Origin of the sequence: Streptomyces sp. NPDC058459 (assembly GCF_042721685.1) — a bacterium.
Taxonomy (GTDB): domain Bacteria; phylum Actinomycetota; class Actinomycetes; order Streptomycetales; family Streptomycetaceae; genus Streptomyces.
On sequence record NZ_JBHXLV010000003.1, the window covers coordinates 75,324 to 95,592 of the forward strand.

Annotated in this window: 20 protein-coding genes, 1 tRNA gene and 2 pseudogenes; 12 read left to right on the forward strand and 11 right to left on the reverse strand. The window is 69.7% G+C overall.

Features of this window, described 5'->3' with window-relative positions; genetic code table 11:
* Nucleotides 1-14: 14 nt before the first annotated feature.
* The 3 genes and pseudogenes from ACFWN1_RS01590 to ACFWN1_RS01600 form a co-directional block, all read right to left on the reverse strand.
* Nucleotides 15-392: pseudogene (locus tag ACFWN1_RS01590) on the reverse strand (TIGR01457 family HAD-type hydrolase); the annotation flags it as partial.
* 135 nt (nucleotides 393-527) lie between these two features.
* Nucleotides 528-1,820, reverse strand: a complete 1,293-nt coding sequence (locus tag ACFWN1_RS01595; RefSeq protein WP_384356959.1) for a hypothetical protein — start codon at nucleotides 1,818-1,820, stop codon at nucleotides 528-530.
* Between the two features lie 232 nt (nucleotides 1,821-2,052).
* On the reverse strand, nucleotides 2,053-3,186 hold the full coding sequence (locus ACFWN1_RS01600) for an ROK family protein (RefSeq protein ID WP_384356962.1): 1,134 nt from the start codon (nucleotides 3,184-3,186) through the stop codon (nucleotides 2,053-2,055).
* 56 nt (nucleotides 3,187-3,242) lie between these two features.
* On the opposite strand from ACFWN1_RS01600, the gene ACFWN1_RS01605 reads away from it, so the two are divergent.
* The 3 genes and pseudogenes from ACFWN1_RS01605 to ACFWN1_RS01615 all read left to right on the forward strand — a co-directional run bounded on the left by ACFWN1_RS01605 (nucleotide 3,243) and on the right by ACFWN1_RS01615 (nucleotide 5,755).
* Entirely contained in the window at nucleotides 3,243-4,316 is a 1,074-nt protein-coding gene (locus tag ACFWN1_RS01605) for a Gfo/Idh/MocA family oxidoreductase (RefSeq protein ID WP_384356965.1), read from the forward strand.
* Nucleotides 4,316-4,792: a heme-degrading domain-containing protein gene (locus ACFWN1_RS01610; RefSeq protein ID WP_384356968.1), complete on the forward strand. Its 477-nt coding sequence runs from the start codon at nucleotides 4,316-4,318 to the stop codon at nucleotides 4,790-4,792. The genes ACFWN1_RS01605 and ACFWN1_RS01610 overlap by 1 nt, the downstream gene beginning before the upstream one ends.
* 82 nt (nucleotides 4,793-4,874) lie before the next feature.
* Nucleotides 4,875-5,755: pseudogene (locus ACFWN1_RS01615) on the forward strand (LLM class F420-dependent oxidoreductase).
* Between the two features lie 23 nt (nucleotides 5,756-5,778).
* On the opposite strand, the gene yidC reads toward ACFWN1_RS01615, so the two are convergent.
* A complete protein-coding gene (yidC, locus tag ACFWN1_RS01620; RefSeq protein ID WP_384356971.1) occupies nucleotides 5,779-6,477 on the reverse strand; it encodes a membrane protein insertase YidC in 699 nt (232 codons plus the stop codon).
* Nucleotides 6,478-6,585: 108 nt separating this feature from the next.
* Nucleotides 6,586-6,909: a DUF6412 domain-containing protein gene (locus ACFWN1_RS01625; RefSeq protein ID WP_384357017.1), complete on the reverse strand. Its 324-nt coding sequence runs from the start codon at nucleotides 6,907-6,909 to the stop codon at nucleotides 6,586-6,588.
* Between the two features lie 179 nt (nucleotides 6,910-7,088).
* On the opposite strand from ACFWN1_RS01625, the gene ACFWN1_RS01630 reads away from it, so the two are divergent.
* Nucleotides 7,089-8,102 (forward strand): SEC-C domain-containing protein, encoded by a 1,014-nt coding sequence (locus ACFWN1_RS01630; protein ID WP_384356974.1) that lies wholly within the window; start codon nucleotides 7,089-7,091, stop codon nucleotides 8,100-8,102.
* An 82-nt stretch (nucleotides 8,103-8,184) separates the two neighbouring features.
* A complete protein-coding gene (locus tag ACFWN1_RS01635; protein WP_384356977.1) occupies nucleotides 8,185-11,334 on the forward strand; it encodes a DUF3427 domain-containing protein in 3,150 nt (1,049 codons plus the stop codon).
* A gap of 222 nt (nucleotides 11,335-11,556) precedes the next feature.
* On the opposite strand, the gene ACFWN1_RS01640 is transcribed toward ACFWN1_RS01635, so the two are convergent.
* Nucleotides 11,557-11,778, reverse strand: a complete 222-nt coding sequence (locus ACFWN1_RS01640) for a DUF397 domain-containing protein (protein WP_384356980.1) — start codon at nucleotides 11,776-11,778, stop codon at nucleotides 11,557-11,559.
* Nucleotides 11,778-12,644, reverse strand: coding sequence for a helix-turn-helix domain-containing protein (locus ACFWN1_RS01645; RefSeq protein WP_384356983.1), 867 nt, complete (start codon nucleotides 12,642-12,644; stop codon nucleotides 11,778-11,780). The genes ACFWN1_RS01640 and ACFWN1_RS01645 overlap by 1 nt, the downstream gene beginning before the upstream one ends.
* Nucleotides 12,645-12,852: 208 nt before the next feature.
* Here ACFWN1_RS01645 and ACFWN1_RS01650 point away from each other — a divergent pair, with 208 nt between their 5' ends.
* The 4 genes from ACFWN1_RS01650 (at nucleotide 12,853) to ACFWN1_RS01665 (ending at nucleotide 14,772) form a co-directional block, all read left to right on the forward strand.
* Entirely contained in the window at nucleotides 12,853-13,278 is a 426-nt protein-coding gene (locus ACFWN1_RS01650) for an ATP-binding protein (protein ID WP_384356986.1), read from the forward strand.
* Nucleotides 13,275-13,883, forward strand: coding sequence for an ATP-binding protein (locus ACFWN1_RS01655; protein WP_384356989.1), 609 nt, complete (start codon nucleotides 13,275-13,277; stop codon nucleotides 13,881-13,883). Before ACFWN1_RS01650 ends, ACFWN1_RS01655 begins: the two co-directional genes overlap by 4 nt.
* On the forward strand, nucleotides 13,880-14,212 hold the full coding sequence (locus tag ACFWN1_RS01660) for a recombinase family protein (protein ID WP_384356992.1): 333 nt from the start codon (nucleotides 13,880-13,882) through the stop codon (nucleotides 14,210-14,212). Before ACFWN1_RS01655 ends, ACFWN1_RS01660 begins: the two co-directional genes overlap by 4 nt.
* Before the next feature lie 257 nt (nucleotides 14,213-14,469).
* Entirely contained in the window at nucleotides 14,470-14,772 is a 303-nt protein-coding gene (locus tag ACFWN1_RS01665; RefSeq protein ID WP_384356995.1) for a hypothetical protein, read from the forward strand.
* A gap of 43 nt (nucleotides 14,773-14,815) precedes the next feature.
* Here the strand turns inward: ACFWN1_RS01665 and ACFWN1_RS01670 are convergent, their stop codons facing one another.
* A complete protein-coding gene (locus ACFWN1_RS01670) occupies nucleotides 14,816-16,309 on the reverse strand; it encodes an MFS transporter (RefSeq protein ID WP_384356998.1) in 1,494 nt (497 codons plus the stop codon).
* 215 nt (nucleotides 16,310-16,524) lie between these two features.
* A complete protein-coding gene (locus tag ACFWN1_RS01675) occupies nucleotides 16,525-17,874 on the reverse strand; it encodes a DUF445 domain-containing protein (protein ID WP_384357001.1) in 1,350 nt (449 codons plus the stop codon).
* 300 nt (nucleotides 17,875-18,174) lie between these two features.
* On the opposite strand from ACFWN1_RS01675, the gene rdgB reads away from it, so the two are divergent.
* Nucleotides 18,175-18,777, forward strand: coding sequence for an RdgB/HAM1 family non-canonical purine NTP pyrophosphatase (gene rdgB / locus ACFWN1_RS01680; protein ID WP_384357004.1), 603 nt, complete (start codon nucleotides 18,175-18,177; stop codon nucleotides 18,775-18,777).
* 4 nt (nucleotides 18,778-18,781) lie between these two features.
* On the opposite strand, the gene ACFWN1_RS01685 is transcribed toward rdgB, so the two are convergent.
* Nucleotides 18,782-18,868: transfer RNA gene (locus tag ACFWN1_RS01685), tRNA-Leu, on the reverse strand.
* A gap of 39 nt (nucleotides 18,869-18,907) precedes the next feature.
* Nucleotides 18,908-19,375, reverse strand: a complete 468-nt coding sequence (gene bcp, locus ACFWN1_RS01690; protein ID WP_384357007.1) for a thioredoxin-dependent thiol peroxidase — start codon at nucleotides 19,373-19,375, stop codon at nucleotides 18,908-18,910.
* A 92-nt stretch (nucleotides 19,376-19,467) separates the two neighbouring features.
* On the opposite strand from bcp, the gene ACFWN1_RS01695 reads away from it, so the two are divergent.
* On the forward strand, nucleotides 19,468-19,803 hold the full coding sequence (locus ACFWN1_RS01695) for a DUF3618 domain-containing protein (RefSeq protein WP_384357010.1): 336 nt from the start codon (nucleotides 19,468-19,470) through the stop codon (nucleotides 19,801-19,803).
* Nucleotides 19,804-19,954: 151 nt separating this feature from the next.
* Nucleotides 19,955-20,257, forward strand: coding sequence for a co-chaperone GroES (locus ACFWN1_RS01700; protein ID WP_135788791.1), 303 nt, complete (start codon nucleotides 19,955-19,957; stop codon nucleotides 20,255-20,257).
* The last annotated feature ends 12 nt before the right edge of the window (nucleotides 20,258-20,269 follow it).

Sequence of the window (20,269 nt, forward strand, 5' to 3'; positions counted from 1 at the left end):
AAATATGTTTCGGTGGTGCGGGTCTCGCCGAGGATCACGAAGTCGGGGTCGTGGTCGGTGAGGATGTAGCCGACGTCATGCAGCGCGGTGGTCAGCCCGGCCTCGCCGATGACGTACGCGCTGCCGCCGGGCCGCTGCTCGTCCACGAACTGGGCGGTGGCCATCGCGGACGTCCAGATGTTCTCCACCGGCACGTCCAGGCCCAGCCTGGTCAGCCGCGCGTGCAGATCGCGGGCGGTGTAGATGGAGTTGTTGGTCAGCACCAGGAAAGGCCGCTCGGCCTCGCGCAGCTTCTTCAGGAAGGCGTCGGCGCCGGGAATGGGCACACCCTCGTGGATCAGAACGCCGTCCATGTCGGTGAGCCATGACTCGATGGGCCTGCGGTCTGCCATGCGTGCGTCCTCCTGCGGGTGTCTGCCGACGGCTGAGGTGTCCAGGGTAGTTACGTGGGAGGGGTGGCGGGGGCGGGGGGTGTCGGGCCAGGGCTTGTGGGGGTGGTGGCCCGCGGTCGCTGGGGTACGGCTGGCTCAGTGGCGTCTGCGGGTCAGTACCAGGGCCGTGGTGCCGAGCAGGACGAGGAGGGCGGCGATCGCCGCGAGGAGGCCGCGTGGGAGGGGGCGGCCGGTGTGGGCGAGTTCGGCGAGCTGCTGGTCGGGGTCGTCATCGTGATCGTCGTCGTCATCGTGATCGTCGTCGTCCTGATCGTCGCCGGTCGCGGGCGGGGTGGGGTCGACCGAGGCCGGGGGAGCGGTGGTGGGGAGGTCTGTCGCGGCGAGGTCGTCCTCGGCGGCCGGGGTGACGTCTGCCTCCGTGGTGTCGGGGGCTCGGGAGGGGCTGACCGGGGAGCTGTCGGGGTCGGTCGGGTCGGTGGTCCCGCCGGGCTGGTCGGTGCCTGCGAGGTGACCGGGCTCGTCCGTACCCGTGAGCTGGCCGGGCTCGTCCGTACCTGTCGGCCGGTCGGGCTCGTCGGTGGCCGTGCGGCGGCCGGGCTCATCGGTGCCGGTGAAGTGGCCGGACTCGTCCGTTCCCGTGGGACGGCCGGGCTCGGCGGTGCCGGTGGGACGGCCGGGCTCGGCGGTGCCGGTGAGGCGGCCGGGCTCGGCGGTGCCGGTGAGGCGGCCGGATGCGTCCGTTCCCGTGGGGCGGCCGGGTTCATCGGCGCCCACCGGCCGGGCGGGCTCGTCCGGGGCCGTCGGGCGGTCGGGGCGGCTGGACCGGTCCGGCTCGTCCGGCGGTACGGGCCCCTCCGTGCGGGCGGGGTCGCGCGACTCGTTGCGTTCCGGCTCCTCGCCGTCGATGTCGAAGACGTAGTCGCCGGACTCCCCCACCCACTCCCCGTCCTGGCCGCGCCGCTGGACCAGGGCGGCCTTGGCGGTGACGTGGTCGGCGAAGGCGTCGGAGGTGATCATCAGCCGGAACCTGACAGTGACCGTTTTGCCGGGGGCCACCGTGTACCCGGCGAAACCGTCGGCCCCGACCACGCCGACCAGCTCCTGCTGATCGGTGCTCTCCAGCCGGACGGGGCGGCGCCTGCGGCCGTCGTAGAAGTCGAGTTTGGCCTGCGAGGGGCGCAGAAGACGCTCGTCGTCGACAAGGACCACGACCGGGTGAACACCGGCGCACGTCTGCGACCCGGTGCTGACCAGGTCGATGTACCAGGTGCCGGGCGCGCCGCCGGCCCGGTACCCGGCGGGACCGCCGTGGATACGGGTACCGAGCGGGAAGGAACCGTCATCGCCCGCCGCGCACGGGGCCACCGCGGCGGCGGACGACACGGGGGCGAGTGCGGTGACCGCGACCAGACAGAGCGAGGCCGGCACGGAGGCGGACGCGGAGGAGCGGGACAGGGACAGTGACAGGGACAGGGACCGGTGCCGTGAACGGGGCCGAGGCCGAGGCCGGGACAGTGACAGGGGCATCAACAGGTCGGATGACAATCGCATGAGCATATGAACATGCCGGACACCCGGCACAGAGCCCCACGCCACTCCGGCCCACCCCTCAGCTCCGCTCGATCAGTGGACCGGGGCTGCGCCAACCGGCAGCCCCCGCTCAGCCACCCGCCCGCCCGAACAGCGGCGCCAGCAGCAACTGCCCCGCCCCCACGGCCACGGCCCCCTCCCCACCCGGCGCCAGCCGGACCGGGAGCGCCCCTCCGGGCAGCCCCTCACGCCGGGCCCGCGCGGCGAGAATCCCGGAGACCCCCTCGATGTACGCCCCCGGCGCCGCCGCGACGGTCCGCCCGCCGAGCAGCAACCGGTCGATGTCCAGCAGCGCCGCCAGGTTCCCCGCCCCCACCCCCAGCACCCGGGCCGCCTCCGCGGTCTCGCCGCGGCCGACGGCCGCCAGACACAGCGCCTCCAGGCACCCCCGGTCCCCGCACTCGCACAGCGGCCCGTCCAGCTGGATGACCTGGTGCCCGAACTCCCCGGCCCCCGTCCGCGCGCCCCGGTGCACGGTGCCGCCGATCACCAGGCCGGCACCGAGGCCCGTACCGAGGTGCAGGTAGGCGAACGAGCCGTGTTCGCCCCCCGCCGCCAGTCCGAGCGCCGCCGCGTTGGTGTCCTTGTCGACGACCACCGGTACGCCGAGCCGCCCGGCGAGCGCGTCCCGCAGCCCGAACCCCTCCCACTGCGGGAACCCGGTCACCCGGTGCAGCACCCCGCCCGTGTGGTCCAGCGGTCCCGGCAGCGCGACCCCGACCCCGAGCAGCGTCCCGGCGTCGGCGGGGACCTGGCCGCCCAGCACCTCGGCGACCAGCGCGGTCACCTCGTCCGTGACCAGGGCGAGCACCGTCTCCGCGCCGGCGCCGAGGCCGGTCTCACCGCGCCGCTCGCCGACCACGGTGCCATTCAGATCGAGCAGCACCACCCGCAGCTCGTCCCGGTCCAGATGCACGCCCACCGCGTGCCCGGCCTCCGGGACCAGGCGCAGCACGGTACGCGGCTTGCCGCCGGTGGAGGCCCGGCGTCCGGCCTCGGCGGCGAAGCCGTCCTCGCGCAGCCGGGCGGTGATCTTGCTGACGGCCTGCGGGGTGAGCCCCGTACGCTCGGCCAGTTCGAGTCTGCTGATGCCCTCCGGCCCGGCGCCGCGCAGCAGATCGAGCACGAGCGCGGCGTTGTGCGACCGCACCGCGAGCAGATTCGCTCCCGTCGGCGCGCTCCCCGTCCTGTCAGTCCTGTTCACGGGTCCATTCTCCCTGCCGCTTGCACTTTGGCAACAGCGTTACCAAAGTAGGAGGCATGACTGGTACACCCCTCCGCGTCGGCCTGATCGGCTACGGCCTCGCCGGCTCCGTCTTCCACGCCCCGCTGATCTCCGCCACGGACGGCCTCGTCCTGGACACGGTCGTCACCTCGAACCCCAAGCGCGGCCGGCAGGCCCGCGCCGAGTTCCCGGACGTCCGCGTCGCGGCGACCCCCGAGGAGCTGCTCGAGCGCGCCGGTGAGCTGGACCTGATCGTCATCGCGTCCCCGAACAAGACGCATGTCCCGCTCGCCACCGCCGCGATCGAGGCCGGCCTGCCGGTCGTCGTGGACAAGCCGGTCTCCGGCACCGCCGCCGAGGCCCGCGAGCTGGCCGCCCTCGCCGACGGGCACGGGGTGCTGCTCTCCGTCTTCCAGAACCGCCGCTGGGACAACGACTTCCTCACTCTGCGGAAGCTGGTGGCCGACGGCGCGCTGGGTGACGTCTGGCGCTTCGAGTCCCGCTTCGAGCGCTGGCGCCCGCGGCTTAAGGGCGGCTGGCGCGAGTCCGGCGACCCGGCGGAGATCGGCGGTCTGCTCTACGACCTCGGCAGCCACGTCGTCGACCAGGCACTGACCCTGTTCGGCCAGGTCACCGAGGTGTACGCCGAGACGGTCGTCCGCCGGGACGGCGCCGAGACGGACGACGACACCTTCCTCGCCCTGACCCACGCAAGCGGCGTCCGCTCGCACCTCCACGTCTCCGCCGCCACCGCCCAGCTCGGCCCCCGCTTCCGGGTGCTCGGCTCGCGCGCCGGCTTCGTGAAGTACGGCCTGGACCCGCAGGAGGCGGCGCTGCGCGACGGCGCCCGCCCCGGCACCGAGACCGCGTGGGGCGTCGAGGAGGAGTCGCTCTGGGGCCGCCTGGGCGCCGGCGAGTCCCCGGTCACCGGCGGCGGCACCGCCGTCCGGACGCTGCCCGGCGACTACCCCGCCTACTACGCGGCCGTGGCCGCCGCCGTCCGTGGTACCGGCCCCAACCCGGTGACCGCGCTGGAGGCCGCCGAGACCCTCGACGTACTGGAGGCGGCCCGCCGCTCCGCCCGCGACAAGGTGACGGTGACCCTCTGATGACGCAAGCACAGGACGCCTTGAGCGTGGCGGAGCTGGAGGCGCAGGAACAGCGCCTGGTCTTCCGTACCTTCACCCACGACGACGCCTGGGCGCTGGGCTCCCTCCTGGTCGAGCTGGGCCGGGAGCGGCAGGCGCCGATCGCCGTCGGCATCCACCGCGCGGGCCGGCAGCTCTTCCACGCGGCACTGCCCGGCTCGACCCCGGACAACGACGCCTGGATCGCCCGTAAGCGCCGGGTCGTGGAGCGCTACGGCTCCGCCTCCTACCTGGTCGGCTCGCGCTTCCGGGCCAAGGGCACCACGTTCGAGGACTCCTCCCGGCTCGACCCCGACCTGTACGCGGCGCACGGTGGCTCCTTCCCGGTCACCGTGGCGGGCGTGGGTGTCATCGGCTCGGTGACCGTCTCGGGTCTGCCCCAACTGGAGGACCACCGCCTGGTGGTGGAGGCCCTGGAGCGGTTCCTCGGCGAGTGATCCCCGCGCGGCTCCTTCCGGTCGGGCCCGGCGTGCACGACGATCGTTCGTGCACGACATCCAGCCGGAGGGAAAGATTCCGATGAGCGACTCGACGAGCAGGAGCATCTCCAAGGCGGAGATCGGCCGGTACGGCGTCTGGAGCATCGGCCTGCGCAACGAGGACCCGAGCCGGCGCGCTGAGATCGGGGAGGCCGCGGCCGAGCTGCAGGAACTCGGCTACGGCACCGCGTGGCTCGGCGGCTCCAGCGCGCCGGTCAACGCGCTGCCGCTGCTGGAGACGACGACCGGCTGATCGTCGGCACCAGCATCCAGAGCATCTGGCAGCACGACTCCAAGGCCGCCGCCGCCGGTTACTTCGAGGTGGACGCCCTCCACCCCGGCCGCTTCCTGCTCGGCCTCGGCATGAGCCACGCCAAGCTGGCCGAGCAGTACCACCGGCCCTTCACGGCCCTCGTCTCGTACCTCGACCAGCTCGACAGCGCCGGTGTGCCGCCCGACCGCCGGGTGCTGGCGGCCCTCGGCCCGAAGGCGCTGACGCTCTCCACCGACCGCGCCCTCGGCGCGATCCCCTATCTCACCACCCCCGAACACACCGCCGAGGCACGCGAGATGACGGGTGCCGAGCCTCTGCTGGCGCCGGAGCTGGGGGTGGTGCTCGAGACGGACCCGGCCCGCGCCCGCGCGCTGGCCCGTGAACACCTGGCGATGTACCTCACGCTGCCCAACTACACCAAGAACTTCCTGCGGATCGGCTTCAGCGAGGAGGATCTGCGTGACGGCGGCAGTGACCGGCTGATCGACGCGCTGTACGCCTGGGGCGACGACGACCGCGTCCGGGACACGGTGAACTCCTTCCTCACCGCGGGCGCGGACCACGTCGCCCTCCAGGTCGTGCATGAGGGTTCCCCGGAGGACCTGCCCCGCGCGGCCTGGCGGAAGCTGGCGGACATCCTCCTCTGACCCCTCCGCCCCCTGGCCGCCGGTCATGACAGCACCGCCCGCTCCACCGCGCTCACGGTCGTGCTGGTGACGACGTAGAGCGCGGCGGCCAGGGGGACAACGGCGACGGTGACCAGGGTGAGGAAGGACAGGAACGGGGCCGCCTTGCCGACCACGCCGAGCCCCGGTACGGCGTCGGCCGCCGGGGCCGGGCTCCCGGCCGCCGTCCGCCTGGCCCGCAGGCAGTTGACGGTGGCGACGGCCGCGACGACGGCGAAGAGGACCAGGTAGACCAGGCCGGCCCCGCCGAAGACCCCCCCGCCCACCGCGTCCGCCCAGTGCCCGCCGAGCGGCGCGGCGAGCAGGTCGTGGCCGAGCAGGCTGTTGGGCTTCTCGCCGATCGTGGCGCTGGAGAAGAGGTGGTAGAGCAGGTAGAACACCGGGAGTTGGAGCAGTACGGGCAGCAGGCCGGAGAACGGGGAGACCCTCGCCTCGGTGTGCAGCTCCAGCACCGCCCGCTGGAGCCGCTCGGGATGCCGGGCGTGCCTCTCGCGCAGCTCGGCGATCCTGGGTTGGAGCGCGGCGCGGGCCCGCTGCCCCCGGGCGGCGGCGCGGGCGAGGGGATGGGCGGCCAGCCGTACCAGCGCGGTGAACAGGACGATCGCGGCGGCGGTCGCCGAGGCGTGGAAGAACGGCTGGAGCAGATCGGCGAGCTGCTCGACCAGGCGGGCGAAGACGGACATGGGTGACCCTCCGTACGGGGTGGCGTCGTGCCGGGTGCTGGACGCGGCCGGAAACGGCCGCTGGCAGGACGACCCGCGCGGGCGGGGCTGACAACGGGTGGTGCGGCCCTACGCGCAGGTCGTCGGCAGGACCCGGCCGGGCGCCCGGGGGCGGCGGCGCCCCCGGGCGTCGGGGTCGCGCTGCGCCAGGAACGCCGTACGGCGGGCCCTGTCGCGTATCGCGGTACGGACGCGCGTCGGCGGGACGGCGGGGACGCGGCGGGCGGCGAGGAGCGAGCAGAGGGCGAGGGCGGTGCCGGCGGCGGTGGTCGCGGCGAGCGCGACGGCGGTGGTGAGACCGCCCGACCCGAGCAACGCGGCCTGGAGCAGCACCAGCTGGACCAGGACGAACAGCGGCAGCAGGGCACGCAGGACGACGAACCGACCACTCACCACGGACCCCACCCCCCTTCTCGCGTCCCCCACCCCCATGGCCACGGGCTGTACAGGCCCGCTCACCCCGTACAACGCGGGGTGTGGCGAGCCGGTTCCCGATCTTCGCCGGGAGTTGGAGAAATCTCCTCCTCGGCCGCCCTCCTGCGCTGTCACCCCTCGGCAGTACCGTGTCACCCATGCGCCCCGACACGCCTGCCGAGAACGTCGACCACACCGCCGAAGCGGCACGCCTGGAGCGGACCGCCGGCCTGTACCCCGAGGACGCGGAGGCCCTGCTGCTGCGCGCCGCGGCCCACCTGGAACTGTCCGGCGCCCACCCCGAGGCGACCGCGCTCTACGACCGCCTGCTGTCCTCCGCCGGTCCGCTGGAGCATCCGCAGCTCGTCCGCGCCCTGAAGGCGGCCAACCTGTGGGAGTACGGCCACGAGGCCGAGGCGCGGGCGATCATCGACGGCATCCGCGCCGGCGCCCCGCGGGAGGCGGCGCCGTGGGTGATCGTCGCGGAGGCGCTGGAGTCGCACGACGAACTCCAGGCGGCGCACGAGACGTTCCACGAGGGCGCGGTCCTGCTCCTGACGGACGTGCCGGAACCCCCGTACGCCACGCACCCCCTCCTCTTCGGCCGCCACCGCGTGCGCCGCATGCTGGGCCTGCCCCACGACACCTGGGACGCCCTCGCCGACACCCTCCACACCTCCCCGGTCTCCCTGGACGAACTCCACGACCCGAAGCGGGTCTGGTCCCTCGGCTCGGAGAACCCGGCGGAACTGGAGGCCGAACTCTCCCGCCTCCGAGCCGAGCTCTCCACGGCCCGCGAGGCCCTCTCCCGCCCGTACCCGGTGGCGGTCCTGCACTGGCCCTCTCCGGAACTGACGGAACTCGTGACGGCGTACCCGGCCCTGGAGTCCGAGTACCCCTCCCACCCCGCCCACCTGGCGACCATAGAGACCTCCCTCCGCGAACTCTCCACCTCCGGCACCCCCAACCTCGGCATCGTCACGGGCACGGTCCCCTCCTACGAAGCCTTCGCCGCCTCGGAGGGAGCCTCTCCGACAGACCCCGCCCTGCTCCCGCAGTACGCGACGACGCTGGCGGCCCGGGGGTTGGCGGTGACCTGGCCGCCGGGGCGGGGGGATGGGTGTTGGTGTGTGAGTGGGCGGGATTATGCGGAGTGCCATGGGGCGAGGTAGGGCGCGCCAACCACCCCTTCGACCGTTGTCAGTGCTGGCTGTTACAACTAAGCGACATTGACGGGCACCTGAGGGGGTTGCAGTGGCAGAGGCCAAGGGACCGGCAGAGCCGGTTGCTGGGGTGTACGAGAAGCTGATCACTCAAGACGACCAGCGTGGGCTCGCGCAGCTTGAGGCTCAGGGCTGGAAGGCCATTAACACAGAAGTCAGTGCGGAGTCCACGCCTCATGTGCTTGCTCGGCACATCGGCGCAATGGTCACCCAGAAGCTCGCCGAGCTCCCATCGGACCAGCGGGTGCCGTTCGCTAACGAGCTCCTGGCAGCCCTCGCTACCAAGAGCACGCCCGAAAGCGAGCCGCAGCCGGTCAGCGCTCTCATCGAGGGCCCGCAGCAACTGCTCGCGCTTGCCAAGCAGGAAGCTCCGGGGGCCTACTCCGTCCGACCGCTAACACCACTGTCCGAGGCATCCCTATTGACGAATTCCCCGGAGGATGTGAGCCTCGGCACCGAGCTTCGAGCCGAACTTGCTACCGCGGACCGCATTGATCTGCTGTGCGCTTTTGTGAAGTGGTACGGGATACGAGTCCTTGAGGATGCCCTGCGCGCAGCTAAGGAACGCGGTGTGCCGATCAGAGTCATCACCACCACATACATGGGTGCCACGGACCGCCATGCCCTGGACCGCCTCGTACGAGACTTTGGCGCCACCGTGAAGGTCAACTACGAAATCCGCTCCACCCGGCTGCATGCGAAAGCATGGCTATTCCGCCGCAACACAGGCTTTGACACGGCGTACGTGGGAAGCTCGAACCTCTCTCGAGCCGCACTGCTCGACGGGCTCGAATGGAACGTGCGCCTGTCATCGGTAGCCACGCCGGCCGTATTGGACAAGTTCGAGGCAACCTTCGACGCGTACTGGAATGACACCGCCTTCGAGACATACGACCCTGACCAGCACGGTGCGCGCTTGGACGAAGCTTTGGCGCAAGCGAGCGGCACCAGCTCCGGCAGGGATCTGAAGATCAACCTTTCTGGTCTCGAGGTACGCCCCTTCCCGCACCAGCGGGACATGTTGGAACGCCTCACAGTCGAGCGGGAACTGCGTGGGCGCCACCGGAATCTCCTCGTTGCTGCCACCGGCACTGGCAAGACCGTGATGGCCGCCCTTGATTACCGCGGCTTGCGTAAGAACTTCGAGGGTGGTCAGCCGCGTCTACTCTTTGTCGCCCACCGCAAGGAAATCTTGCGGCAGTCCCTCCGTACATACCGCGAAGTGCTCGATGACGGGTCGTTCGGTGAGCTTCTCCACGGCGGCCAAGACCCGCGCGAGTGGAATCACGTCTTCGCCAGCGTTCAGTCCCTCAATGTGCAGCGTCTGGAGCAGCTGGCTTCTGACCACTTCGACATTATCGTGATCGACGAGTTCCACCATGCCACCGCGTCTACGTATCGACGAGTGATTGAGCATTTCGCACCCCGGGAGTTGCTGGGGCTGACGGCCACTCCCGAGCGGATGGACGGACGCAACGTCCAGGATGAGTTCTTTGATGGCAGAATCGCTGCCGAGATGCGCCTCTGGGAGGCGTTGGAGAATGACCTCCTCTGTCCCTTCCACTACTTCGGCGTCCCCGATGGCACGGATCTGACGAACCTGAACTGGCAGAAGGGTTCGTACACCGACCAGGACCTCGACAAGCTCTACACGGGCAACCATGCTCGCGCTCGGATCGTGGTGAAGCAGATCCAGGACAAGGTCTCTAACCCCGGCGCCATGCGCGCGCTTGGCTTCTGCGTCACCAAGGCTCACGCGCATTTCATGGCGGGTTTCTTCCGCGAGGCCGGCTTCCAGGCTGTAGCGCTCGACAGTGACTCTTCCCCGGACGCACGCGCCCAGGCCCTTGCCGATCTGCGTGACGGCAAGCTTCAGGTGATCTTCTCTGTTGATCTGTTCAACGAGGGTCTCGACATCCCCGACGTGGACACTCTGCTCCTGCTCCGCCCGACCAACAGCGCTACTGTCTTCCTTCAGCAACTGGGCCGAGGGCTGAGGCGTACCGAGACCAAGCCGGTACTGACCGTCCTCGATTTCATCGGACAGCACAGGGCCGAGTTCCGGTTCGAGGAGCAGTTCCGAGCTCTGACCAACCTGACCCGGAACAGACTGGTCGATCACATCGAGCACGATTTCCCCCAGCTCCCATCGGGCTGCCAGATCATCCTGGAGGGGAAGTCCAAGGAATTCGTCCTCGATAATATCCGCACCCAATTGGGCGCCACGGTAAAGACCCTGGTCAAGGAGGTGAAGTCGTACCACACACCTCGTCTGGCCGACTACCTTCGAGAAAGTCGGCGCGAGATCAAGGAGCTCTACAAAAGCGACAACTCCTGGACCACGGTGTTGCGTCGCGCTGGGTTCCTGGAAGAGGCCGCACCCCCTGCCGAGGCTGCACTGCTCAAGCGAGTCCACGCGTTCCTGCATGTTGACGATCCGGAGCGCGCGGACGCCTATCAGCGACTGCTCCAGGACGACGCCCCGACTTACGGGGAGCTGAGCCCCCTTGATCAGGCTTACGCTCGCATGCTGTTCTTCAACATTTGGGACAATGCTGGCGGTTTCACCAGCTACCAAGACGGCCTAGAGTCGCTGCGCCCGCTGAAGGAGTTCCGTGACGAGCTGCGCCAGCTCCTCACCTACGTGATGGATCGGGCTGATCACTTCCCTATCTCGCTGGCCGGGCGCCTGGGAGAGGTACCACTGAAGGTACATAGCGCCTACAACCGCTCGGAGGTCCTCGCTGCCCTAGGTGTCGCTCGCTTCGGCGGACAGATGCCGCGCTCCTTCGCACAAGGGGTGCAGTGGGTCGATGAACTGCAAACGGATGCCCTGCTCATCACTTTGGAGAAAAACGAGAAGGATTTCTCTCCCACTGTCAGGTACCGGGATTACGCGCTTAGTCCGACCCGATTCCACTGGGAGTCTCAGAACGCTACCTCTGAGGATTCTCGAACGGGTAAGCGCTACCAGCAACACCAGGCACTGGGCACCGAAGTCCTCCTTTTCATGCGCCGGTACAAGAACACCGACATAGGCAAGTCCCAACCCTGGATGCTGCTGGGACCGGCCACGTACGAGGCCCATAACGGAAGCAAGCCGATGGCCATCACCTGGCGCCTCAAGCATGAACTGCCGGCCGACGTATGGACGTATTCGGCAGTCGCTACGGCGAGCTGATCCGTACACCCTGAACCGCGGCGAGGAGCCGGCTGGTCCGGGCGGCACCCGTCGCAGGGAAGTCATGGTGAGGACTGAGGTCGCGTTCAAGCGGGCCGTCGTCGGTGTTGCGTCTTCAATTTTCAGGCCACGAGCCCTTGTTCCATGCCCCTCCTTGCAAAACGCAGCAGTGCCCGGCACCGTAGCGGTCCGGGCATTACTGCGTCCGAGAGCGAGCGACGGTTACGCCAACTTGAACTCGCCGGCCTCGACGCCAGCCAGGAATGTGCCCCACTCCTCCGTGCTGAACACGAGCGCTGAGCCGTGGGGCTTCTTGCTGTCACGCAGCGCGCGGGCGCCAGCGGGGAGCACAGCCACTTCGACGCAGTTGCCGTTGTTGCCGGAGTAGCTCGACTTCACCCATTCCAACCCGGCAGCCGAAGCGATATCGATGTTTGGCTTCATCAGCCTTGTTCCATTTCTTTGAGGGCGTCATAGATCAGAGCCCGCGACTTGCTGACGTTGGCAGCTGCCATGTTGAGCCGCCGAAACAGGGTGGTATACGTCTCCACGTCGGCAGCATCCTCGTAGTAGAGGGTGCTGGTGGGCGACTCGGTGTACACCACGTCGGTCTCTGCACTGGTCGGGAAGCTCATGATCACAAACGGCCCGAACAGGCAGGCGTTCATCGGGTCTTCCCGCGGCAGGATTTGCAGCTCGATGTTCTGCTTCTTGCTGTCCTCGATGAGGGCTTCTAGCTGGGTCTTCATCACGTCGGTGCTGCCGACGCGGTGGTGCAGTACGTTCTCAGTAACAATCACCCAGAGCTGGAGCGGGTTGTCCCGCGTCAGAATCGCACGACGCTCACGCCGCACGTTGATCTGCGCCTGCACGGCGTCTTTCGTGGCGTCGGGAGCTTGCAAGCGGATCAACGCCTCGGTGTACTCCGGCACTTGTAGCAGGCCCGGCACCAGGTTGGTCTCGACGTTGTAAAGCTCGCTCGCGTCCCACTCGACCGCTGCGTACGCCGCATAGGCCGGGTCAACCACGTTGAGGTAGCGGCTCCACCACCCCTTTTGCTTCGCCTCCCGGCTCAGCTTCTCAATGGCAGCCCGCTCGGTCGGGTCCGTGACGTTGTAAGCGTCCATCAGGGCGCGGAGGTCGGGCAGGCGAATGCCAGACTGGGCGTTTTCGATGCGGCCGACCTTTGATTCGGCTGAGCCGAGCACCTTCGCGGCGTCGGCGTGGGTCAGCCCGGCGGCCGTCCGCAGCTCGCGCAACGTCCGCGCCAAACGTCGTTGACGGAACGTCGGGTTGTTGTTGATCGGCACGTTCGGCCGCCTCCCCTACTCCTTTATGCACGTCAAGTGTGCCGTTCACGCACGGTGAGGGCAACAAGGGTTCGACCCCTACCAAAGTGGGGACTTGACACTTTGGTAGGTCCACGGTGCACAGTACCCATAGTGTCGATGCGTTCACGGAACGCGGCGACCGATGGCAACACCCTTGGCACACTGGACCCATCCGAGGGGATCGCTTATGGCCGAAACCAGGTCAGAGCAGGCACAGTACCGACGACATCGATCAGCCGTGCCCGGCGCCCGCGCTAAAGCACGAACGGTTGCCTACTGCTGGGACTTACCCCAGATCGCTACCTCTCTAGAGTGGGTAGTCACCGAATTGGTCACGAACGCTATCGTGCACGGACGTGCAGCTCGCGGAAGTCGCGTGGTGGTGACCTATCACCTCGAAAATGATGTTCTCCGGGTGGACGTACGCGACTGGGCCAGCGGAAGTCCGCACATGGCGCCCTCGCCGGCGTCCGCTGGTGAGCTGCCTGAAACCGGCCGAGGCATCCAGGTCGTAGCAGCGCTCGCCGTCGACTGGGGTGTGACGCTCAAGGTGATCGGAAAGAGCGTCTGGGCCGAGTTGGCTGTCACTTCACCGGGCGGTGATCACCCGTGATCGTCGCCAACACTGCCGGGAACACGCTCTACGTCGCCAGCCTTCATCTGACAGCCGTCGCAAGCGCTGTTCCTGTCGGCCGCGCCTTTGTACGGCAAACACTCGGTCACTGGAACCTGCACGACCACATGGACGACGCCGCACTCGTCGCATCTGAGCTGCTCACTAATGCGGTTGAGGCCACTGGCTTCCCCCACCCGAACCACCCGGCCTGGCAGGTCAGCGCCGAGCACGTCATAGCCGTGCAGCTTCGGGCCGTCGATGACGTATTGCACGTCGAGGTCTGGGACCGCAGCGCGAAGCTGCCGACCATGCGAACTCCTGCCGCGGACGCCGAGGGCGGACGCGGCCTCCATCTCATCGAGGCGCTAGCCGAACGGTGGAACGTCTATCGACCGCCGGCTGGCGGCAAAGTCGTCTGGGCGCACCTTGCGCTGACGGCTCCGCCCGCGCCACCGGCCAGCGTTCACCTGCCGTTTCGGCGTGTACGCGGCGCGACGAACCCGCCTTCCGGCCCGGTGGCCGAGCAAGCATCGACCGCCCTCATGCAGCGCGTCCTTGTCGGACTGCGCGAAAGCCTCCGACCAAAGAAGGACGCATCATGACGACCAAACCCGTCGCCTATGGATACATGCGCGTGCGCCAGGACACGCGAGACACCGACCTCCGAGCGATCGAAGAGAAATTCAAGCGGTACGCCGAGCGCAATGGCTTCGAGCTGCGGGCGATCGTGGAGGAGGACGACGGCGTGCTCAAGCTCGACCGCTTCGTGCACACGGTTCGTCAGGAGAACGTCGCTCACGTCCTGGTGGCTTCGCTGGACCAGATCAGCACTCAGCCAGCGGTGCAGGCGGTACTGGTACAGCTCATTCAGGCGGCGGGGGCAGCAGTGCACACCGTGCGTGCGGAGCAAGCTGACATCGCTAACACATAGGAGACCTTGCGCCGCAAGCCGAATGAGGTTGTCCCGCTGATGCTCAGCTGGCAGGGCAATTCACGCGGCTTGATGATGTGAAACCGCTTGCGCCTTCGTTGGGACAGCGAGGCGCAGGTGCGCCTCGATCGGCGGGGCATGGAAAGGCTTTCGACCACTTCGAGGTGGGTGACCCGGTCGCCGGGCGTTCGGCGGCGCGCGTTAGCCTCGGCAGCGGACAAACCGAACAACGGCATACGGGACGACAGGAGACAGAGATGGCCAAGGTTCCTGGCGCGGCTATCGCCGCCACCGGCCTCATCGTCGGATATGGCACAGCCCGCTGGACCAAGAAGCGCCCGCTCGGTGGCGTCGTGCTGGCCGCCGCCGGGGTCGTTGCCGCTCGGGAGTGGCGTGCGCGGGCCGGGGTTCCGGCGGCGGCGGCGCTGAGCGGGGTCTATGTCGCCGGGTTCGCCGGGTCGCATCCGCTGGCGAAGAAGGTCGGGGCCTGGCCGTCCGTGTTCGGGGTGGCCGGTGCTGTCGCTCTCGCCTCGTGGGCGGTAGCCGACCGGCGGGGCTGAGCAGGGCGGGTCCGTCCGACGTACGCGGACGGCCCCGAGTTCGCTACCTGACCCCCACCCCCTTCTCCTCCGCCCCCGCCGAAGACGACAACGGCGTAGCCACGTCCTCCAGCGAGCGTCCTTCCGCCCGTACCGCCAGCGCCGCCGCCACCAGCCCCGCCGCGCACATCAGCGCCGCGCCGATCTGGAAGGCGAGGACCGTGTCGCCGACGCGGCCCGTGCCGGTGAGGTCGGCGAAGAGGAGGGGGCCGCTGATGCCGCCGGTCGCCGTGCCGAGGGCGTAGAAGAAGGCGATGGACATGGCCCGCGTCTCCATCGGGAAGATCTCCGAGACCGTCAGATAGGCGCTGGACGCGCCCGCCGAGGCGAAGAAGAGGACCACGCACCAGCAGGCCGTCAGGGTGACCGCGCTCAGTGTGCCCCGGCCGAAGAGCCAGGCCGTGGCGAAGAGGAGGACACCGGACAGGAGGTACGTCGAGGAGATCATCACCCGTCGGCCCACCGTGTCGAACAGCTTGCCCAGCAGCAGCGGGCCGAAGAAGTTGCCGACCGCGATGACGGCGAAGTAGTAGCCGGTGTGGTCGGCCGGGATGTCGTAGAAGCGGGTCAGGATGGCGCCGAAGCCGAAGGTGATCGCGTTGTAGAGGAACGCCTGCCCGACGAAGAGGGAGAAGCCGAGCACCGCCCGCCTGCGGTAGCGGCCGAAGACGGTCCGGGCGATCTCGACGAACGTCACGCTGCCGCGCCGCCGGATCTCCAGCCGGCCCTCCGGCGCGGGCAGCGGCTCGCCGCGCTCCTCCTCGATCTTCCGCTCGATCCCGGAGACGATCTCCTCCGCCTCCCGCTCCCGCCCGTGGATCAGCAGCCAGCGCGGGCTCTCCGGGACGTGCCGGCGTACGAGCAGGATGACGACGGCCAGTACCGCGCCGAGCGCGAACGTCAGGCGCCAGCCGATGTTCTCCGGCAGGAAGGCAGTGTCGAGGGCCAGGATGGAGAGCAGGGAGCCGCCGACCGCGCCCAGCCAGAAGCTGCCGTTGATCATCAGGTCGACCCGGCCGCGATAGGCCGCCGGGATCAGCTCGTCGATCGCGGAGTTGATCGCCGCGTACTCGCCGCCGATGCCGAAGCCGGTCAGGAACCGGAACAGGAAGAACCACCACGCCTCGGTGGACAGCGAGGTCAGCGCCGTCGCCGCGAGATACACCGCCAGCGTGATCATGAACAGCTTGCGGCGCCCGAAATGGTCCGTCAGGCGGCCCCAGAACAGGGCGCCGACGCACGCACCGGCCACGTACAGCGCGGCCGCGGTGCCCGTGACCTGGCCGGAGCTGATCGACAGACCGCTGCCGGGCTCGGACAGCCGGCTCGCGATGTTGCCGACGACCGTGACCTCCAGGCCGTCGAGAATCCAGACCGTGCCCAGACCGATCACGATCGTCCAGTGCCAGCGGGACCACGGCAGGCGGTCCAGCCGGGCCGGGATGTCGGTGCTGGTCGTCCCGCCGGCCTGTGGCGGCGTCCCGGACTCCGCGCTCATGGACACCCCTCGCTCATCGGCACCCCTTCGTCGTCGAAGGACGAGTTACGGGTGCCCGTCCCGCGTGTTACGAGACCGGGCCGCCCGCAAGGCTCACCCAGGGGGACGGCCACTCAGCCCACCACCCTCACCCCGCAGGCGGAGCCCTTCGGCCCCCGGGCTCACCCCTGGAGGCGAGCCGCCCCGCCCCCGGGCAGACCCCGCAGGACACCCCCTCAACCCCCCAGCGCCCGCGACACCGTATAGATCACCAGCCCCGCCAACGACCCCACCACCGTGCCGTTGATCCTGATGAACTGGAGGTCACGCCCGATGTGCGCCTCGATCTTGCGGGTGGTGTGCTCCGCGTCCCAGCCCGCCACGGTCTCGGTGATCAGGGAGGTGATCTCCTTGCGGTAGGACGTCACCACGTGGACGGCCGCGCCCTCCACCCAGCGGTCGACCTTGCCCTGCATCTTCGGCTCGGTCGCCAGCCGCTGCCCGAGCGAGAGCAGTCCGGCCCGCACCCGCGTCCGCAGCTCGCTGCGCTCGTCCTCCGCCGCCGCGACGATCATGGACCGTACGGCGGTCCACGCGGAGGCGATCAGGTCCTGCACCTCGTCCCGCGCCAGCACCTCGCTCTTGAGCCGCTCCACCCGGGCCCGGGTCTCGGTGTCGGACTGGAGGTCGGAGGCGAAGTCCGTGAGGAAGCGGTCCAGGGCCGCCCGCGCGGGGTGCGCCGGCATCTCCCGCATCTCGGTGACGAAGCGCAGCAGTTCCTTGTAGACCCGGTCGCCGACCTTGCGGTCCACGAAGCGCGGGGTCCAGCCGGGCGCGCCGCCCTCGATGGCCACCATGACGTCGTCCCGGTGCCGCTCCAGCCACTCGTGGGCGCGGCCCACCACCAGGTCGACCACCCGCCGGTGGCCGCCGTCGGCGACGATCCGGTCCAGCAGCTTGCCCACGGCGGGCCCGATCTCCCGCGCGTCGGCCCGCCGGGTGATCGCCTCCCCCACCACCGCCTGGACGTCCGAGTCGCGCAGCACGGTCAGCGCGCCGCGCAGCGCGGTGGCCAGCTCACCGGTGACCCGGTCGGCGTTCTCGGGCCCGGCCAGCCAGTCACCGAGCCTGCTGCCGATGCCGACGGCGGCGAGCCGCTGCCGTACGACGTCCTCGGAGAGGAAGTTCTCCCCGACGAACTCGCCCAGGGAGACGCCCAGTTGGTCCTTCTTGGTGGGGATGATCGCGGTGTGCGGGATGGGCAGGCCGAGCGGGTGCCGGAACAGCGCGGTGACCGCGAACCAGTCCGCGAGCGCGCCGACCATCCCGGCCTCGGCGGCCGCCGCCACATAACCCGTCCAGGGGCCCGCCCCCGAGTGCCCGGCCCAGGTGGCCAGGGCGTACACGACCGCGACGAGCAGCAGCAGTCCGGCTGCCGTGAGCTTCATGCGCCGTACGCCGCGCTGCCGCTCCTCGTCGGCCGCCGTGAAGGCGGTCATGGTCCGGTACGCCCCGGCCCGTCCGGCAGCCGTGGCCGGCCGGGGAGTGCGCCCCGGCTTCGCCTCTTCCGTTTGCGCGCGTTCCATCTCGCTCCGCCCGATCGGTGATCCCGCACACACATTGTCCCTTCCCGTCGACTCGCGGAACGGGCCGGAAGTTCCCGGCGTCGGACCGGGAGGGGCGTTCGGGCAGGTGCCCGTCGACTCCGTTCGCCCATATGCCGCGTCATGGCGGCCGGATCATCCGGTGCCCGTCGCCCGGTGCCCGGTGCCCGAGGACGCCTGAGGACGGCCGAGGTCTTCGACCGCGGACGCTCGCGGGGGCGGGACGGACGGAGCTGTGACCCCCGGCGGGACGCGGGCGTGGAGCCGGGGATACTGGCCCCCATGACCCGCCTGATCCTCGCCACCCGCAACGCCGGAAAGATCACCGAGCTGAGGGCCATCCTGGCCGACGCCGGGCTGCCGCACGAGCTGATCGGCGCCGACGCCTTTCCCGAGATCCCGGACGTCAAGGAGACCGGCGTCACCTTCGCGGAGAACGCCCTGCTGAAGGCGCACGCGCTCGCGCGGGCCACCGGACTGCCCGCCGTGGCCGACGACTCCGGGCTCTGCGTCGACGTGCTGAACGGCGCCCCCGGCATCTTCTCGGCCCGCTGGGCAGGCCGGCACGGCGACGACGCCGCCAACCTCGGCCTGCTGCTCGCCCAGCTGTCCGACATCGCGGACGAGCACCGGGGCGCCCACTTCGCCTGCGCGGCCGCGCTGGCGCTGCCGGACGGCACCGAGCGGGTGGTGGAGGGGCAGCTCCTCGGCACGCTGAGGCAGGCGCCGGCGGGTACGGGCGGCTTCGGGTACGACCCGATCCTGCAGCCGGAGGGCGAGAGCCGTACCTGCGCGGAGCTGAGCGCGGACGAGAAGAACGCCATCAGCCATCGCGGGAAGGCGTTCCGTGCCCTGGTCCCGGTGGTGCGGGAGCTGCTGGGCTGAGAGCTGGTGCGGCCGGAGGGACTCGAACCCTCACGGGAGTTACCCCACTGGGACCTAAACCCAGCGTGACTGCCAATTCCACCACGGCCGCCTGCTGCTGCCCGGCCATGCTAGCGGCCGGGCGGCGGCTTCAGATGCCCAGATCCTTGATGATCTTCGCCACGTGGCCGGTCGCCTTGACGTTGTACAGGGCGCGCTCGACCTTGCCGTCCTCGTCCACAACGACCGTGGAGCGGATGACACCGGTGACGGTCTTGCCGTAGAGCTTCTTCTCGCCGAAGGCGCCGTACGCCTCCAGCACCTTCTTGTCCGGGTCGGCGAGGAGGGTGACCTTGAGGTCCTCCTGCTCCCGGAACCTGGCCAGCTTCTCCGGCTTGTCGGGCGAGATGCCGAGGACGTCGTACCCGGCGCCGGCCAGCAGGGCGAGGTTGTCGGTGAAGTCGCACGCCTGCTTGGTGCAGCCGGGGGTAAGTGCCGCGGGGTAGAAGTACACGATGGTCTTGCGGCCCTTGTGGTCCGACAGGGACACCTCGTTGCCGTCGGCGTCGGGCAGGGTGAAGGCGGGGGCAACGTCCCCGGGCTCAAGTCGCTCGCTCATCCGGCCAGCCTAACCGGGTGCCCCTGCCGTGCGACGTGAAGTAGAGCTGACAGACTGTTCGGAACAGCATCAGAGATTTCGGAGGCCGTACGGTGGCGGAGACGTCGGACACCAGAACACCGGCGCAGATCGAGGCGGACATCAAGCGCCGTCGTGAAGTGCTGGCCGAGACGCTCGACGAGATCGGGGTGCGGGTGCACCCGAAGACGATCGTCGGGGACGCCAAGGCGAAGGCCGTAGCCGGCGTGGACCGTGTCTTCGGCCGGGCGTACGTCCAGGTCAACCGCGTGATGACCGAGGTGCGGGACCAGTTCGTGGACGACGACGGCGCGCCCCGGATGGAGCGTGTCGTGCCTGCCGCGCTGATCGTGGCCGGGACGGTCGGGCTGATCGTCGCGGGGTCGCGCAAGCGCGGGCACAAGCGCTGACCGGGCGCCGGCACGTACGACCGGGTCGCCGCGGCGGGGAGCAGCGGCGACCCGGAGGCGTGTCCGTGCCGTGCGGACCGGTAGGTTCGGGGGCGTGAGCGCCAACAGAGACGAGCAGAGCACCCCCCACCACGACAAGCTGCCCATCCGGATGCTGCACGACCGGGTGCTCGTGCGGCAGGAGACCGGTGAGGGCGAGCGCCGTTCGGGCGGCGGCATCCTGATCCCCGCGACGGCGGCGGTCGGGCGGCGGCTCGCCTGGGCCGCGGTCGTCGCGGTCGGGCAGAACGTACGCACCGTGGAGCCCGGCGACCGGGTCCTGTTCGACCCTGAGGACCTGGCCGAGGTCGAGGTCCGGGGCGTCGCGTACGTGCTGATGCGCGAGCGGGACCTGCACGCGGTGGCCGCGGACCGGTTCGAGGGGTCGGAGGACTCCACCGGGCTGTACCTCTGAGCCGGCGAAGAC